The sequence below is a fragment of the Stagnihabitans sp. genome (assembly GCF_964946895.1).
The window spans coordinates 250,718-265,790 of sequence record NZ_CBBQHX010000001.1 but is presented as its reverse complement, the minus strand read 5'-3'; the positions used below and the strand labels follow the sequence as shown (position 1 = coordinate 265,790).

Sequence of the window (15,073 nt, the reverse complement as noted above, 5' to 3'; positions counted from 1 at the left end):
AATCGGACCCGTTAGGGTTGCGTCATGTTGATGCCGCTCGTTCTTTTGACCACCGCGCTCGCCGCCTTCGCCGTCTGGCTTTGGGTGCCGGGCCATGCGCAGTTGATCCTGCTGGCGCTGCCCGGTCTGCTGGCAAGCCTGATCCTGCTGGCCGCCGCCCTCCAGCGGCGCAAGCCATCAGCCGCCCGCCGCAAGATCGGCCGCGCCATCGTGGTTGACGGCTCCAACGTGCTGTACTGGAAGGACAACACACCGCAGATCGCCAGCGTGCGGCAGGTGATCGAGCATTTGACCGCGCAGGGCTTCCGCCCCGGTGTGGTCTTCGATGCAACGGTGGGATACAAGATCGGTACCCGCTACCGGGATGATGCCGAAATGGCCGCCCATCTGGGCCTGCCGGTCGACCGTGTGTTGGTGGTGCCCAAGGGCACGCCCGCCGATCCGGTCGTGCTGGCCACCGCCCGCGACCTTGACGCGCCCATCGTCACCAACGACCGGTACCGCGACTGGGCCGAAACCTACCCCGAGGTCCAGACGCCGGGGCTTCTGATCCGCGGCGGTTATGCCGAAGGCCGGCTTTGGCTTGACCCGGTCAACCGACCCAGCACGGCCAAGGACCCCGCCCGTTAGACCGGACTACCCCCTTTGCCGGGCAATCACCCCAAGGACCGAGGCAAGGATCTGCGCCGCCAGCAACGCGCCCTGACCGTCAATGTCCCGCTCTGGCATCAGTTCCACCATGTCGAAGCCCGCAATATGGGCCTTTTCGGCCACGCCGCCGATCAGCTCCAGCAATTGCCAATAGGTCAGGCCGCCTGCGGTGCGCCCGATCACGGCGGGCATGATGGCGGGGTCCAGCGCATCGACGTCAAGGCAGATGATCACCTCTGCCCCCTCGGGGATCGCATCCACCGCGCGGCCCACGCCAAACCGCGCCACCTCGCCAGCCGGCACGAACTCCACCCCCCAGTCCAGCGCATCCTCCATGTCGCTGACCCGGGCCGAGCCCAGTCCGCGCTGGCCCAGCTGGATGATCTGACCGATATGCTCCATCTCCGACGCCCGCCGCATGGTCGAGGACAGGCCAAGAGTTTCGCCCTGTACCTCGTCACGCCAGTCGATATGGGCGTCGATCTGCAGGACGGTAAAGCTGCGGCCCCGGGCGCCAAAGGCCTCCAGCATGGGGATCGGCAGGCTGTCGTCGCCGCCAATCAGCACTGGCACGGCACCGGCATCCAGCACCTGACTGACAGCGCCAAAGATCCGCGCCCGGTTGCCCGCCGCATCCTCGGGGTCCTGCGGCAGATCGCCGGCGTCGACAGCCACCACGCCTTCGGGCAGCACCGGACCGCCCAGATCGAAATTCATGTGCTTGAAGGCGGCCCCATAGGCCACCCCGGCGGCGCGGATCGCCTGTGGCCCGGTGGCGCAGTAAAACCCGGACGAGGCATAGGGCGTACAGCCCGAAGCCCCGATCAGCACGATATCGGCATCCACCCGGGACAGGTCGAGACATTCCGGCAGGCCAAAGAAACTGCCCGATCCATTGGCACCGAACATCTCACCCAGATTTGCCATTAGGTCCTCCCGCTCTGGCGAACAGGATTGCCGCAACGGCAGCGGCTGGCAATGGCAAAGACGGCGGCTTGAGCATCACTCCGCCCACGGTCGACGGCTTGACAGTTGGCAAAGCCCACCGCGATGTGGCGGCCAAAATGCAAAAGGGCACCCGGTCGGGTGCCCTTTTCCGTACCGGCCAGCAGGACGGATCAGGAAGCCTTGGTGATGAACCCCACCGCGTCGCCGAAGGTCTGGATGGTTTCTGCCGCGTCATCCGGGATTTCGATCCCGAATTCTTCTTCGAAAGCCATGACCAATTCAACGGTGTCGAGGCTGTCCGCCCCCAGATCGTCGATGAACGAGGCGTTCTCGGTCACCTTGTCGGCTTCGACGCCAAGATGCTCGACGACGATCTTCTTAACGCGATCAGCGATGTCGCTCATAATAATTCCTCTGTCGTTGGGGTTGCCCCCGTTAGCTGTACCCCAAGGGGCGTTGTACCCGGATCGGGCTCCCCGGTGCGGGGCTCCGGGCGAGATTACCCGGTAAATCCTGCCGCGCCTATAGCAAGGGTCACAGAACAAGGCAAACTGTTTCCAATGCGCATCGGTCGCAGGCGCAGGCCGCGTCAGATCATCGCCATGCCGCCGTTGACATGCAGCGTGGCCCCGGTGACATAGCCCGCTTGCGGTGAGGCCAGGTACAGAACCGCCGCCGCAATCTCGGACGGCGTCCCCATGCGACCGGCGGGAATCGCGGTCAGGATTCGCGCCTTCTGCTCGTCATTCAGTTTGTCGGTCATGGCCGTGGCAATGAAGCCCGGTGCCACGCAGTTGACGGTGATGTTGCGGCTCGCGACCTCGGATGCAAGGCTTTTGGACATGCCCACCATCCCGGCCTTGGAGGCTGCATAGTTGCCCTGCCCCGGATTGCCGGTGGTGCCGACGACAGACGAGATATTGACGATCCGCCCCCAGCGCGCCTTCATCATGCCGCGCAAAACACCCCGGCAGAGCCGGAAGGTCGAGGTCAGGTTGATGTCCAACACCGTCTGCCATTCGTCATCCGACATGCGCATGAACAGGTTGTCCTTGGTCACCCCGGCGTTGTTGACCAGAATATCGACCGAACCCATCGCCGCAATCGCCGCCTTGGGCAAAGCCTCAACCGCGGCCGCATCGCCCAGATTGCAGGGCAGCACATGAACCCGGCTGCCCAGTTCCGCCGCCAGCGCCTCCAAAGGCTCCACCCGCGTGCCCGACAGCGCCACAGTGGCCCCCGCGCCATGCAGCACACGCGCGATTTCTGCCCCGATGCCGCCCGAAGCGCCCGTGATCAGCGCCGATTTCCCAGTCAAGTCGAACATGACCATTCTCCCAAGGCTTCTCGCCCGATTTCATTTGTTCACAAGTATCCCACGGGGGCGCGGGGGTGTGAAACCCCCGCTCTTTGGCGCAACGGCGGGTACGCCCCCCCGGCTTGCCGACCCCGGATGCCGTCAGCCCTTGGCCGCCACAACATCCTCCGGCGTCCCCACCGCGCGCGTCACAGCACCCGAGGCGATCCGCTTGATCATCCCCGACAAGGCCTTGCCTGCGCCAATCTCCCAGAACTCGGTGACGCCTGCAACTTCCATCCACAGCACGGATTCCCGCCAGCGGACCGATCCGGTGACCTGCTCGACCAGCAACAGACGGATCAGATCCGGGTCGCTGACCGCCTCGGCCCGCACATTGGCCACCACCGGCACCACCGGAGCGGCAATCCTCACCTCGGCCAATGCCCGCGCCATCACTTCGGCCGCAGGCCCCATCAGCGCACAATGGAAGGGTGCCGAGACCGGCAGCAGGATCGCCCGTTTGGCGCCCTTCTCCTTGGCAATCGTCAAGGCCCGCTCCACAGCCCCCCTGTGACCCGAGACGACGACCTGTGCGGGATCATTGTCATTGGCCGCCTGACAGACCTCGCCCTGCGCGGCCTCTGCCGCCACTTCGGTGGCCTTTGCGAAGTCAAGCCCCAGCAGGGCGGCCATGGCGCCGACACCCACCGGCACCGCCTCCTGCATCGCCCGGCCCCGGATGCGCAGCAACCGCGCCGTATCGGCCAGCCCCAAAGCCCCCGCCGCGCACAAGGCCGAATACTCTCCCAAGGAATGCCCCGCCACAAAGGCGACGTTGCCGATGCCCAGACCTTCCGTCTCCAAGGCCCGCAGCGCGGCAATCGAGGTCGCCATCAGCGCCGGCTGCGCATTGGCCGTCAGGGTCAGCGTCTCGATGTCACCGGCCCAGATCAGGGTGGACAGCTTCTCTCCCAAGGCGTCGTCCACCTCGTCAAAGACCGCCTTGGCGGCCGGATAGGCCTCAGCCAAAGCCTTGCCCATTCCGATTGCTTGGGCGCCCTGCCCCGGAAACACATATGCGCGGCTCATCTGGCCCTCCCTGATTTTATCAAGGGCTTACCCAAAGCCGCCCTTGCGCGCAACGCCCGGACCTGCATTCTGCCGCCAAACCGAGGATTCCATGCGCCCGACCATCCGCAAGATCGTCTACGCCATTGCCTTCGAGGCTGGCGGCATCGTCGTTGGAGGCTGCGCCCTGACGCTGATGTCGGATGCCGGGGCCACGAAATCCCTCTCGCTGTCGGCCTTCGGCGCCTGCATCGCCTTGCTGTGGTCGCTGATCTTCAATTCGCTGTTCGAGGCCTGGGAGGCACGCCAGTCGACCCGCGGCCGCTCGACGCTGCGCCGCATCGTGCATGCCTGTCTGTTCGAAGGCGGCCTCGTGCTGATCCTGCTGCCCGCCACCGCGTGGTGGCTGAATGCCACGATCCAGGCTGCATTTGCTTATGAGGCCGTGCTGATCGGCGTCTTCCTTGTCTATGCCTGGGCCTTCACCCTCGCCTTCGACAAGATCTTCGGCCTGCCCGACTCGGCCCGCTAAGGTCCGCGTGGCAGAAGGCCTCAGTGGGTTTGCAGAAGCGGCCCGCGTGACTCGTCCGCCTTCTTGCCGGCCAACACCTCGACCAGTTTGTCAAAGCCCCAGTTGGTGCCATGCTCGCGCGACGGCAGACCCTTGGCGGGGTCAGACCCATCATGCCAAGCCACGAATTCGGTGAAGACCATATCGGTGCCCGTCGCCGTGGCCGTCAGTTCGACAATCGCCAAAGAGGTCGAATTATGTGTGCCGCCGATCGTCAGGTCATAAGAATAGACCATGCGCCTGTTCGGCGTCACCTGATGATAGCAGGCGACAAAGTGGGTGATCAGGCCGGAATGGATGGTGGCATTGGTCGGCCACTTGACTTTGAGCACCTCCGAGCCGCCGCTCCTGACATCCAGACTGCGCTCCAGATGCTCGCAGCCGTCCGGGCCATCAAACCATTTCGACTTGATCTCCGGCTTGCTGAAGGCTGCAAAGACCTTTTCGGCCGTGTGGTCGAAATGGCGGTTGATCGTGAAACTTCCTGCGGTAGAGGAGGGTCGGGTCATGGTTCACTCCCTTTCGGTGAAGTTGCGCTTGCGTCGTCGGCGTCCAGCACCTCTGCCAATCGGTCGAACAGTCCGTCCCACTGACGGCGACGCTGGCTGAGCCAGTCCGCCAGCACCTGTAGCGCCAAGGCGTCAATCCGGCAGATCCGCACCCGCCCCTCCTTGCGCGAGGTGATCAGCCGCGCCTGCTCCAGCACCTGGACGTGCTGCAGGACGGCCGCCAAAGACATCGGCATCGGTTCGGCCAGTTGGCCGATCGAGGCGGGCCCCACACTCAACCGCTCGACGATGGCGCGGCGCGTGGGGTCCGCAAGGGCCTGAAAGATCGGGGTAAGACGGTCCGGATGGTTAAGCATATGCTTTAGTAATGTCCGAAGCCACAATAGTAAAGCGATTCCTTCAGTATTCCCCGGATGGCTTTGGACAGGGTCGCCACCTCGGCCCACTCACTCACCTTAATGGCGAATTTCGCCCCTACACCCGGAACCAGCCCTTTCACCCTGGCCCAAATATCCGCAAGGGTTTCTCAAGCGGAGGCGGCGGCCCTTGCATCGCAGCCCGTTCCCGTCTAAAGACCCCCATCTTTCCGCAATCCCATGAACCGGCGTAGCCTCTCGTGGACGGGCCGTGGAAAGTGTTTTGCCCGTCCTATGAAATGCGCCTTGAAAAATCGGAGCTTACATGCCGCTTTACGAGCATGTCTTCATTGCGCGTCAGGACTTGTCCTCTGCGCAGGCCGAAGGGCTGATCGAGCACTTCGCCACGGTCGTCGCAGATAACGGTGGTGCCATCGTTGAACGCGAATACTGGGGCGTCAAGACGATGGCCTACAAGATCAACAAGAACCGCAAGGGCCACTACGCCTTCCTGAAGTCGAACGCACCGTCGTCGGCCATTCAGGAAATGGAGCGTCTGATGGGCCTGCATGACGACGTCATGCGCGTTCTGACCATCAAGGTCGACGCCCATGTCGAAGGTCCGTCGATCCAGATGCAAAAGCGTGACGAGCGTGATCGCGGTGACCGCCCCGAGGGTGGTTTCGGCGGCGGCGAACGTCGTGAGCGTTCGTTCGGCGGCGACCGTGGGGATCGTGGCGGCTTCGGCGGCGGCGATCGCGAGCGTTCGGGCGGCTTTGGTGGCGATCGGGGCGGTGACCGCTCCTCCGCCCCGCGTCGTTGATCTTCAGGCTTAGGAAAGGACGCTAAATCATGGCGAACAAACCGTTTTTCCGTCGCCGCAAAGTCTGCCCCTTCTCGGGCGACAATGCTCCGGCAATCGACTACAAAGACACGCGCTTGCTGCAACGCTACATCTCCGAGCGTGGCAAGATCGTTCCGTCCCGCATCACCGCAGTGTCGGCCAAGAAGCAACGCGAGCTGGCAACTGCCATCAAGCGCGCCCGCTTCCTCGCCCTGCTGCCCTATGCCGTGAAGTGAGGGAATAGACATGCAAGTTATTCTCCTTCAACGCGTTGCCAAGCTGGGCCAGATGGGTGAAGTCGTCACCGTCAAGGACGGCTTTGCCCGCAACTACCTCCTGCCGCAAGGCAAGGCGCTGCGCGCATCGGCCTCGAACGTGAAGTCGTTCGAAGTCAAGAAAGCCCATCTTGAGGCGCATAACCTTGAGACTAAGAAGGAAGCCGAAGTCGTCGGCGCCAAGCTGGATGGTCAGATCTTCACCGTGATTCGCTCGGCATCGGACGCCGGCGCGCTTTACGGTTCGGTCACCACCCGCGACGCCGCCGAAGCTGCCACCGATGCCGGCTTCCAAGTCAACCGTGGTCAGGTCGTTCTGGACCGTCCGATCAAGGAACTGGGCATGCACACGGTCAGCGTCACGCTGCACCCGGAAGTCGTGATCAAGGTCAAGCTGAACGTCGCCCGTTCGATCGAAGAAGCCTCGCTGCAAGCAGCCGGCAAGTCGATCCAGGAACTGGCCGCCGAAGCCGAAGCCGCTGCGGAATTCGAAATCGCCGAACTGTTCGACGATATCGGTGCCGCCAACGACTTCGACCCGCGCGACGCCCGCTAAACCGGCAGGCCTTCGGGGCTGAACATTCCATGAAACCGCGCAGGGCACCCCCTGCGCGGTTTTGCTTTTGCCTTGCGGTCATCCCGGCATCCGGTCAACTGAATTGCCTCAGCGGTTGATTTCTGGTACCCTGATCACGGAAAGTTGTGCATCGTTGGATGCGCCGGCCTGAAGCTTCCGCCGCAATGCCCTGATTTTCTTCTGAAATTCGCGCCGTCGACTGAAGGCACCCTGCGCCATTGGACCGCGCCCTTGATGAGGTTCCTTGATGTCCATCGTGACCGGTTCCCCTGATCCCGAAACCCTCGCCGGGACCCAAGGCGATGATCTGATCAACGCCTATGGCGGCGATGACACCGTCTATGCGCAAGCCGGCAACGACACCCTTTACGGCGGTGAGGGCAATGACAGTCTTCTGGGCGATTTCGGCAATGATCTGATCTATGGCGAGGGCGGCGATGACAAGCTGCAATCGGGCGGTGACACCGATCAGCTTTTTGGCGGCGCGGGCAACGACTGGATCATCGTCAACGACCAAAGCTATGACGGCGAAAGCACCGGGTATGGCGGGGCGGGCGATGACGTGGTGGCGATCTTCGGCAACGCGCATGGCCATGCCTATGGCGGCGATGGCATTGACACGCTGATCCTGCTGGCCTCGGGACCCGAACCGCTGTTTGTGGACCTCAACAACGGGACCATTGACGGGCACGGCGCTTTCCCGGACGTGACCTTCGACTCCTTCGAGCGGCTGAATGTTCTGGCCTATGGCGGCACTTCCGCGATCTTTGCGGGCGACAAGGCCGACCACATCGTGGTGAACGGCAGCGGCAATCTGGTCGAGGCGGGCGCAGGCGACGATTATGTGGGTTATGTGACGCATGGCGCCTCTACCCTGCAGGGCGGCGACGGCACTGACCTTCTGGTTGTCAACAGCGGCACCTCCAGCCTGTATTTCATCTATGACCGCACCGATGGCACCGTGGACGACGGCCAGGGCTCGCAGATCCAGGGATTCGAGCGTTACGAGGCGCATGGCGGGCGCCATGACGATATCGTGGGCCTTGGGGCCGGGGATGACCTGTTCTTCGGCGCGGGCGGCTCTGACACTGCGGCGGGCTTTGATGGCAATGATACGCTCAACGGCCAGAACGGCGCGGATTCCCTGACGGGCGAGGCGGGCAAGGACCGGCTTTATGGCGGTGCCGGCAATGACACGCTCAGCGGGGGCGATGGCAATGACTTTATCGGCGGCGGTGCGGGCGACGATCTGATCTTCGGCGGTGCGGGCGATGACCGCATCCGCCTCTTCACCGGCGCGGATACGATCACGGGCGGCGCGGGGCATGACCGCTTTCTGTTCACCCTGGCCCAAACCGGCGTGGCCACGATCACCGATTTCGAGACCGGCACCGATCAGTTGCGCTTTGCGGGCATCTATCTGCAAGCCGGTCCGGCCGCAGGCCATCTTGATCCGTCACAACTGTCCTATGGCGCGGCCAGCGGCGCGCAGGCGCAGTTTGTCCTGACCTACGCTGCCACGACCGATACCACCGACCTGACCTGGGACCCCAACGGTGACACCCCCGCCGGTGGCAGCTATATCTACGCCCATTTTACCGGCGCCGTGTCGCTGACAGCTTCCGATTTCCTGATCCTGTGAAAGGGTCAACTGCGGCCTGACGGGTCGCTATTGAGGCAGAATCCCCTGACATGGCTCGGCTAGCCTGTGGTCATGTCGACATCCCCCGCCCCCGCCAATTTCCGTGCGATCCTGTGCCTTTGTGCCGGGATTGCGGTGTTTTCGGTTCAGGATTTGATCCTGAAACTCTTGTCCGGCAGCTTTCCCCTGTCCGAGGCGATGGTGCTGCGCTCGTTGACCGCCATCCCCTTCATGCTGGCGATCACCTGGGGATTTGACGGCGGTCTTGCCAGTCTGGTCAGCCGCGGCTGGCCTGCGATGCTGGCGCGTGGCGTGCTCAACTTTCTGGCCTACACCGCTTATTATCTGGCGCTGGCCGCCCTGCCGATGGCCACGACGGTGGCCCTGTACTTCACCGCCCCCCTGATCATCGTCATTCTGTCGGTGGTGATGCTGCGCGAGCATGTCTCGTCAAAGCGCTGGCTGGCGGTGGCGATCGGATTTGCCGGCGTGGTGATCATGGTGCGCCCCGGTGGGGCGCTGTTTGACTGGGCCGCCCTGCTGCCGATCTTCTGCGGTTTTGCCTATGCGCTGTCGATGATCATGGCGCGCACCATGGGCAGCAAGGACAGCGCCGCCGCGATGGCCTTCTGGGGCAACAATGCGTTCCTGCTGTGCAGCCTTGCCCTGTCAGCGGTCTATGGCAATGGTGCACATGCTCAGGCGCTGCACCCCAGTCTGGCCTTCCTGACCCGGGGCTGGGCGATGCCCACCGCCTATGACGCCCTGCTGATGTGCGCCTGCGGGCCGATTGCTGCCGTGGGCCTGACGCTGTTGACGCAGGCCTACCGGATCGGCCTGTCCTCGGTTGTCGCCCCGTTCGAGTTTTCCTTTGCCTTCTGGGGCATCCTGTGGGGCTGGCTGGTCTGGCACCAGTTGCCCGATCCGCTCGGCTGGCTGGGCATCGCCGTCATCATCGCCGCCGGCACCTATGTCCTGCGCGCCGAAGGGGTGGAGGGTGCCGTCGCAGCCAAGGCCTGAGCGCGCGCCTTTGGCTGGCTGGCGATGAAGTCGATCAAACCGCCCACAGTGTTGCGGCGATGGCTGTGCGGATTGGCCCGTGCAGTGTCGGCCAACCCCAGCGGCCCCTTGAGTCCGTTCCACAAGGCATCACCCAGATCATCGGGATCGATCTTCAGATCGCGCACCAGATCGTCATAGGGCCGCAGGGCGATATCCGCGACATCCAGTCCCGCCATCGACCGGACCGCGGTGTAAACCTGCCAGACCATCCTGCGGTCGTAATCCGGGCGGTTCAGACGCTCGAAAAAGCTGTCGAAGTCTTCTCCGACGCGGTCCACCTTCAGCCGGGCAATGTCGGGGCCTTTGGCGCGGTACCGATGATATAGCCAGATCGCAAGGCCGCCAAGGTACAGCGCCAGCAGGCCCCAGCCCGGATGTCCAAGCACCAGAAGCGTCAGGCCAAGCACAAGCACCAACGCGGCAGCCAAGAGGTTGATGAGGCGATCTGACATACACCAATATTCGGCCAAAAACCGGCTGGCGAAAAGCGGTATTTTCAGCCTCGAACCCCGGTGCTCGGCTTTCCTGCGCGGTCAGATCCGGCCGCGACCCGCCACCCGTTGACGCGCGCGTGCCAATTCGGCGGCAAAGGCCGGACGGGCCACATCGGCGGCGTCAGGCAAGCCTGCCACCACTTCGGCCGACCAACGCAGGTATTCAGCCTGCCGCTCCAGCGTCCAGTCCTCGGCAGGGCTGTCGGCCACGGCACGGATGTTCGACAGCTTGTCGCAGATCTTCACCAGCGCCCCGCCGGGCGATTTCTTCGGCGCATTGACCACCTGCATCCGCTTGCGCGCCGCCTTGTCGTCGGTCACTTCAGCAACGATCTGCGCCACCAGGGGGCCGAAACGGGCGGCGATTTCGGCGGCTGGCACCGCGCAATCCTCCACCGTGTCATGCAGCCAGGCGGCAGCGACCACCTCGGGGGCTGCGCCAAAGCCCGCGACCAACGCAGCCACCTCGGCCAGATGCGCTTCATAGGGTTCACGGGCCGCCCCTTTGCGGGTCTGTCCGGCGTGTTTTTCCCGCGCGAAATCGCGGGCCTTGGCGACAAGGTCCATGGCATCCTTTCCCAGAGTTTCGGCCCCGCACAATGCAGGGTCGTCGTCAGGTCATGTTGAGGGGAGTGTGAGGCCCAAGCCTCAACCCCATAGGAAAATCAATTCATCGCAAAGTCCAGAATGAAAAAGGGGCCGCGACGATCCGTCGCAGCCCCCATGATCTGTTGCCGAAGGGACGTGCTTACATCTCGTCCAGGGCTTCGACCAGCTTTTGCAGGTCTTCCTTGGAGACTTCCTTGTCGGTCACCTTGGCAGCCGCCACGATGTGGTCGACAACCTTGTCTTCGAAGATCGGCGCGCGCAGCTGTTGCTGCACTTGCTGGTTCTTCTGGACAAATTCGAAGTAGGCGCGTTCCTGGCCCGGGTATTGACGGGCGGCGTTCAGCACGGCTTGCGTCATTTCCTGATCGGTCACGGTGACTTCAGCCTTGCGGCCGATTTCAGCCAACAGCAGTCCAAGACGGACGCGGCGCTCTGCGAGGGTCTTGTGCTCGTCGGTGGTTTCGATCGCGCCGTGGCTGTGGTTGTGATCGTCCGGGTGCTCTTCGTGGTACAGCTGGTGGGCGATCTGGTTGGCTTCCGCCTCGACCAGCGTGGCCGGCAGGTCGAACTTGACCAGCGTGTCCAGTTGATCCAGCAGCGCCCGCTTCAGCACGGCACGGGCCGCACCACGATATTCCGATTCCAAACGCTCGGAGATCTGACCCTTGAGGGCGGCGAGATCTTCGGCGCCGTACTTCTTGGCCAGTTCGTCATCCAGTTCCGCAGCAACCGGAGCCTTGACGGCCTTGACGGTGCACGCGAACACCGCAGCCTTGCCAGCCAGATGCGCCGCGCCATAGGTGGCCGGGAAGGTCACGTTGACGCTGACGTCGTCGCCTGCCTTGGCACCGACCAGTTGCGCTTCAAACCCCGGAATGAAGGAGTTCGAGCCCAGAACCAGCGGATAATCCTCGCCAGCGCCGCCGTCGAAGGCCACGCCATCGACCGAGCCCTTGAAGTCGATGGTGACTTGGTCGCCATCGGCAGCCGCTTCGCCCGCAGCGCGGTCCGAGAAGGTCTGCGAGGAGGCGGCAAGGTTCTTCAGCGCTTCATCCACCGAAGCTTCGTCAGCCTTCACGGCCAGACGGTCCAGCGTGATGCTGGAGGCATCCAGCTCCGGAATCGGCGGCAGGGCTTCGTATGTCATCTCGACCACGACGTCCTGACCTTCCTTCCAGCTTTCGCCGCCCACCATCTTGACGTCGGGCTGCAAGGCCGGACGGTCGCCCGTGGCGTCGAAGTGATCCTTCATCGCCGCATCGATGGCTTCCTGCATCGCATCGCCCAGGATACGCTGGCCGAATTGCTTCTTGAGGATCGCCATCGGGACTTTACCCTTGCGGAAGCCCTTGATTTCGACGTCGGGCTGCGCCTCGACCAGCTTTTCGTTGACCTTGACGTCAAGTTCCGCTGCCGTCACCGTGATGGTGTAGCCGCGCTTCAAGCCGTCCTTGAGGGTCTCGGTGACCTGCATTCTTTTGTCCTTCTCATCCCTATCTGGTGCGGGTGAAGGGACTTGAACCCCCACGCCTCGCGGCGCCAGAACCTAAATCTGGTGCGTCTGCCAGTTTCGCCACACCCGCATTAAGCCAAATCGGCACCGGTCCCCGCAAAGGGGCCAGCGCGTCTCTGGCAAAATCCGCGCCCTTCTAACAAAGGCTGCGACGGGATGCGAGGGGAAAATAAGGCTGCGGCCTTTCTGCATCGAACTGCGGATTTGTCGCCGTTCCGGCGCGGCATTAACCGAATCTTGCCATATTTATCAGGAAAACAAGGGCGGCGAAGGCCACTGGACCTGCTGGACAAGGGAAGCCGCGATGACACCCACCCGTTTTGCCAAGGCGCCGCTTGCCCAGACCCTGGGGCATTTGGGCCGGGAAACCATCCTCGGCGTTCTGACCGGCACTTCGGTGCTGACGCTGGAGGGGGCATTGCCGGTGGAATATCTCTCACTTGGCGACCGTCTGGTCACCCGCGACGGCGCGCGCCGGCTGACGGGGATCGAGGTGAGCGTGGTCCGCAATGCCCGGGTGGTGCGGATCGCGCCGGACACGCTGGGCGTCGGAAAACCGCATGAGGGCGTGACTGTGGCCGCAGCCCAGCCCCTCGTGCTGCGCGACTGGCGGGCCAAGACGCTGTTTGGTGCCACCCAAGCCGTGGTGCGTGCCGCCTGCCTGACCGATGGCGCCTATATCACGGCCGCCGTGCTGACCGAAGCGCGGCTGTTCAAGCTGACCTTCGCGGAACCGGCCGTGATCTATGCCGGCAGTCTGGAACTTGCCTGCGAGGGTGAGACGGTTCGCGCCTGACGGTGCCGCCCGCGCCTGGGGCCGTACCAACCGCGGGCGGATCCTTTGCCATCGCGCGGCGGGGGTTTCACACCCCCGCACCCCCGTGGGATATTTGGACCTGGATGAAAGCCACGGCGCCCCGGGCACTTTTGCTTCCGCGAGGCCAGAGCCGCACGGCGGGTAGCGAGTCAAAGGCCCAACTGGCGGAAGACTTTGGGCAGTTCGTCCGGCAGATCTTCGGCAATCAGGCCCGGCCCAAAGCTGCGCGCGGCTGCGACATGCAGCCAGGCACCGGTTTCTGCCGCCTGTTGTGGCGCAAGGCCGCGGGCGAGGAGGCCGGTGATGAAGCCGGCCAGAACATCTCCTGAGCCTGCGGTTGCCAGCCAGGGGGCGGCACGGTCATAAGCGGCGGAGTTGATGGCGCAGGTGCCGTCCGGCGAGGCTATGACGGTGTCGGCACCCTTGAAGAGGACCACGCAGCCCGCGCGGGCTGCGGCCTCACGCGTCGCATCGACCTTGGAATAGGCAGGGCCTTTGGCGGCAGGCGCCGCCAGCCTTGCCGCGATGTCGGGGAACAGGCGGACGAATTCGCCGCCATGCGGGGTCAGAACGCAAGCCGGATGCAGCGCTGCAAACAGCACCGCATCGCGCGAGATCAAGGTCAGCGCATCGGCGTCCAGCACTGTAGGTCGGGGTTTCACCCCGACGTCCCGGCCAAGTGCCGCGCGGACCAGGTCAGCCGCCCGCCCGTCCAACCCAAGTCCCGGCCCAAGGCACAGGGCGTTGATGCGGCCGTCGGTCAGGAGCGCCGTCAGCCCTGCCCCATCCGTCACGGTTTTCAGCATGATGGCATCCAGTCGGGCGGCATTCTCGGCCAAAGCATCGGGAGAACAGGCCAGCGTCACCAGACCCGCCCCAACCCGCAAGGCGCCCCGCGTCGTCATCCGCGCCGCGCCGCCATGGCCCGGCTGGCCTGAAAGGACAAGGGCATGGCCATAGCCGAATTTATGGCCCAGCCGCTTTCCCAATCCCGACGGCGCGCCCACGAGGTCGACCACCGCCGCATCGCGGCGGGCAAGGTCCGCAAGCCGATCCTCCACGCCGATCGGAACGACCCGCAGCCTGCCGCACATCGCAGCCCCTTCGGCCAGATGATGGCCCAGCTTGGCCGCTCCAAAGGTCACGGTCAGATCGACCGGCCATTCGTTCGCCTCGCGCTCGGCCAGATGGCGCCCGCTGTCCGAACAGATGCCGGAGGGCAGATCAATGGCGACGACCTTGCAGGTCGGGTGGGCCATCTCCAGGGCGCCCCACACGCCCGGGGCAATCGGGCGCGCCAGGCCGGTGCCGAAGATCGCATCAAACACCACTGGAGCCTTGGCAAAAACCTCCCATGTCAAGGCGTCGAAATCCTGCACCGGACCCGTCCAGGCCGTGCGCATCTGGCGCGCATCCGGTGTCGTGGATGGGGCAAGGGCAAAGACCTCTACCTCCCAGCCCCATTCCTTCAGCAAACGCGCCACCACATACCCGTCGCCGCCGTTGTTGCCCGGACCGCACAGCACCACCGCCCGAAAGTTTCCCGCCCGCAATTCCGGCCATTCGGCAAACACCGCCTCCACCACGCCCTTTCCGGCACGCTCCATCAACTCCAGCCCAGTCACCTTACCCGAGGCGATGGCTGCGGCCTCAATGGCGCGCATTTGGGCGGCTGTCAGCAGTTCGGTCATTTTTCGCGCTTCCCTGTTTTCAAACTGATTACTTTTTACGCGTAAAAGCCCATTTATTAGCCGTCCCCGGCAGATTCCCGCGCCTCAACGCCGCAGCCCGACCCTTGTCAATTGTCCCTGCAGTCAGGAAGTGGTCAGACGGCAGG

The 15,073-nt window shown here is 63.9% G+C and carries 19 protein-coding genes and 1 tRNA gene; 8 read left to right on the top strand and 12 right to left on the bottom strand.

Going from position 1 to position 15,073, the window contains the following annotated elements; genetic code table 11:
* Positions 1 to 24 precede the first annotated feature (24 nt).
* Positions 25 to 630, top strand: coding sequence for an NYN domain-containing protein (locus AC1Y2B_RS01350; RefSeq protein WP_482251233.1), 606 nt, complete (start codon positions 25 to 27; stop codon positions 628 to 630).
* A gap of 6 nt (positions 631 to 636) precedes the next feature.
* On the opposite strand, the gene AC1Y2B_RS01345 is transcribed toward AC1Y2B_RS01350, so the two are convergent.
* The 4 genes from AC1Y2B_RS01345 to fabD all read right to left on the bottom strand — a co-directional run bounded on the left by AC1Y2B_RS01345 (position 637) and on the right by fabD (position 3,988).
* The gene (locus tag AC1Y2B_RS01345) at positions 637 to 1,578 is read right to left on the bottom strand and encodes an arginase family protein (protein WP_482251232.1); all 942 of its coding nucleotides are present in this window, start codon (positions 1,576 to 1,578) and stop codon (positions 637 to 639) included.
* Between the two features lie 191 nt (positions 1,579 to 1,769).
* On the bottom strand, positions 1,770 to 2,003 hold the full coding sequence (locus AC1Y2B_RS01340; RefSeq protein WP_478000823.1) for an acyl carrier protein: 234 nt from the start codon (positions 2,001 to 2,003) through the stop codon (positions 1,770 to 1,772).
* 185 nt (positions 2,004 to 2,188) lie between these two features.
* On the bottom strand, positions 2,189 to 2,926 hold the full coding sequence (fabG, locus tag AC1Y2B_RS01335; RefSeq protein WP_482251231.1) for a 3-oxoacyl-[acyl-carrier-protein] reductase: 738 nt from the start codon (positions 2,924 to 2,926) through the stop codon (positions 2,189 to 2,191).
* A 132-nt stretch (positions 2,927 to 3,058) separates the two neighbouring features.
* Positions 3,059 to 3,988 carry an ACP S-malonyltransferase gene (gene fabD, locus AC1Y2B_RS01330; RefSeq protein ID WP_482251230.1) on the bottom strand — a complete coding sequence of 310 codons (930 nt, stop codon included), beginning with the start codon at positions 3,986 to 3,988 and terminating at the stop codon, positions 3,059 to 3,061.
* Positions 3,989 to 4,079: 91 nt separating this feature from the next.
* Between fabD and AC1Y2B_RS01325 the strand changes: the two genes are divergently transcribed.
* Positions 4,080 to 4,499 (top strand): PACE efflux transporter, encoded by a 420-nt coding sequence (locus AC1Y2B_RS01325; RefSeq protein ID WP_482251229.1) that lies wholly within the window; start codon positions 4,080 to 4,082, stop codon positions 4,497 to 4,499.
* Positions 4,500 to 4,519: 20 nt separating this feature from the next.
* On the opposite strand, the gene AC1Y2B_RS01320 is transcribed toward AC1Y2B_RS01325, so the two are convergent.
* Together AC1Y2B_RS01320 and AC1Y2B_RS01315 are read right to left on the bottom strand one after the other, a co-directional pair.
* A complete protein-coding gene (locus AC1Y2B_RS01320) occupies positions 4,520 to 5,047 on the bottom strand; it encodes an SRPBCC domain-containing protein (RefSeq protein ID WP_482251228.1) in 528 nt (175 codons plus the stop codon).
* Positions 5,044 to 5,403 carry an ArsR/SmtB family transcription factor gene (locus tag AC1Y2B_RS01315; RefSeq protein ID WP_482251227.1) on the bottom strand — a complete coding sequence of 120 codons (360 nt, stop codon included), beginning with the start codon at positions 5,401 to 5,403 and terminating at the stop codon, positions 5,044 to 5,046. Before AC1Y2B_RS01315 ends, AC1Y2B_RS01320 begins: the two co-directional genes overlap by 4 nt.
* A gap of 325 nt (positions 5,404 to 5,728) precedes the next feature.
* Between AC1Y2B_RS01315 and rpsF the strand changes: the two genes are divergently transcribed.
* Genes rpsF through rplI form a run of 3 tightly spaced genes read left to right on the top strand, consistent with a single transcriptional unit; the run spans position 5,729 to position 7,078 of the window.
* Positions 5,729 to 6,226: a 30S ribosomal protein S6 gene (gene rpsF, locus AC1Y2B_RS01310; protein WP_482251226.1), complete on the top strand. Its 498-nt coding sequence runs from the start codon at positions 5,729 to 5,731 to the stop codon at positions 6,224 to 6,226.
* Positions 6,227 to 6,255: 29 nt separating this feature from the next.
* Positions 6,256 to 6,483, top strand: coding sequence for a 30S ribosomal protein S18 (gene rpsR / locus AC1Y2B_RS01305; RefSeq protein WP_125327012.1), 228 nt, complete (start codon positions 6,256 to 6,258; stop codon positions 6,481 to 6,483).
* A gap of 10 nt (positions 6,484 to 6,493) precedes the next feature.
* The gene (rplI, locus tag AC1Y2B_RS01300; RefSeq protein WP_482251225.1) at positions 6,494 to 7,078 is read left to right on the top strand and encodes a 50S ribosomal protein L9; all 585 of its coding nucleotides are present in this window, start codon (positions 6,494 to 6,496) and stop codon (positions 7,076 to 7,078) included.
* A gap of 108 nt (positions 7,079 to 7,186) precedes the next feature.
* Here the strand turns inward: rplI and AC1Y2B_RS01295 are convergent, their stop codons facing one another.
* Positions 7,187 to 7,354, bottom strand: coding sequence for a hypothetical protein (locus AC1Y2B_RS01295; protein ID WP_482251224.1), 168 nt, complete (start codon positions 7,352 to 7,354; stop codon positions 7,187 to 7,189).
* Between AC1Y2B_RS01295 and AC1Y2B_RS01290 the strand changes: the two genes are divergently transcribed.
* Complete coding sequence (locus AC1Y2B_RS01290; RefSeq protein ID WP_482251223.1) at positions 7,347 to 8,741, top strand: calcium-binding protein; 1,395 nt, start codon at positions 7,347 to 7,349, stop codon at positions 8,739 to 8,741. The two genes, AC1Y2B_RS01295 and AC1Y2B_RS01290, sit on opposite strands and share 8 nt — an antisense overlap.
* A 72-nt stretch (positions 8,742 to 8,813) precedes the next feature.
* Positions 8,814 to 9,761, top strand: coding sequence for a DMT family transporter (locus tag AC1Y2B_RS01285; RefSeq protein WP_482251222.1), 948 nt, complete (start codon positions 8,814 to 8,816; stop codon positions 9,759 to 9,761).
* Here the strand turns inward: AC1Y2B_RS01285 and AC1Y2B_RS01280 are convergent.
* The 4 genes from AC1Y2B_RS01280 to AC1Y2B_RS01265 form a co-directional block, all read right to left on the bottom strand.
* Positions 9,710 to 10,255, bottom strand: coding sequence for a hypothetical protein (locus AC1Y2B_RS01280; protein WP_482251221.1), 546 nt, complete (start codon positions 10,253 to 10,255; stop codon positions 9,710 to 9,712). The two genes, AC1Y2B_RS01285 and AC1Y2B_RS01280, sit on opposite strands and share 52 nt — an antisense overlap.
* An 81-nt stretch (positions 10,256 to 10,336) precedes the next feature.
* The gene (locus AC1Y2B_RS01275) at positions 10,337 to 10,864 is read right to left on the bottom strand and encodes an HD domain-containing protein (protein WP_482251220.1); all 528 of its coding nucleotides are present in this window, start codon (positions 10,862 to 10,864) and stop codon (positions 10,337 to 10,339) included.
* A gap of 181 nt (positions 10,865 to 11,045) precedes the next feature.
* Positions 11,046 to 12,380 (bottom strand): trigger factor, encoded by a 1,335-nt coding sequence (gene tig, locus AC1Y2B_RS01270; protein WP_482251219.1) that lies wholly within the window; start codon positions 12,378 to 12,380, stop codon positions 11,046 to 11,048.
* A 24-nt stretch (positions 12,381 to 12,404) separates the two neighbouring features.
* Positions 12,405 to 12,489: transfer RNA gene (locus AC1Y2B_RS01265), tRNA-Leu, on the bottom strand.
* Positions 12,490 to 12,723: 234 nt separating this feature from the next.
* Between AC1Y2B_RS01265 and AC1Y2B_RS01260 the strand changes: the two genes are divergently transcribed.
* Positions 12,724 to 13,215 carry a Hint domain-containing protein gene (locus AC1Y2B_RS01260; RefSeq protein ID WP_482251218.1) on the top strand — a complete coding sequence of 164 codons (492 nt, stop codon included), beginning with the start codon at positions 12,724 to 12,726 and terminating at the stop codon, positions 13,213 to 13,215.
* A gap of 170 nt (positions 13,216 to 13,385) precedes the next feature.
* Here the strand turns inward: AC1Y2B_RS01260 and AC1Y2B_RS01255 are convergent, their stop codons facing one another.
* Complete coding sequence (locus AC1Y2B_RS01255) at positions 13,386 to 14,927, bottom strand: NAD(P)H-hydrate dehydratase (RefSeq protein ID WP_482251217.1); 1,542 nt, start codon at positions 14,925 to 14,927, stop codon at positions 13,386 to 13,388.
* Positions 14,928 to 15,073: the final 146 nt, after the last annotated feature.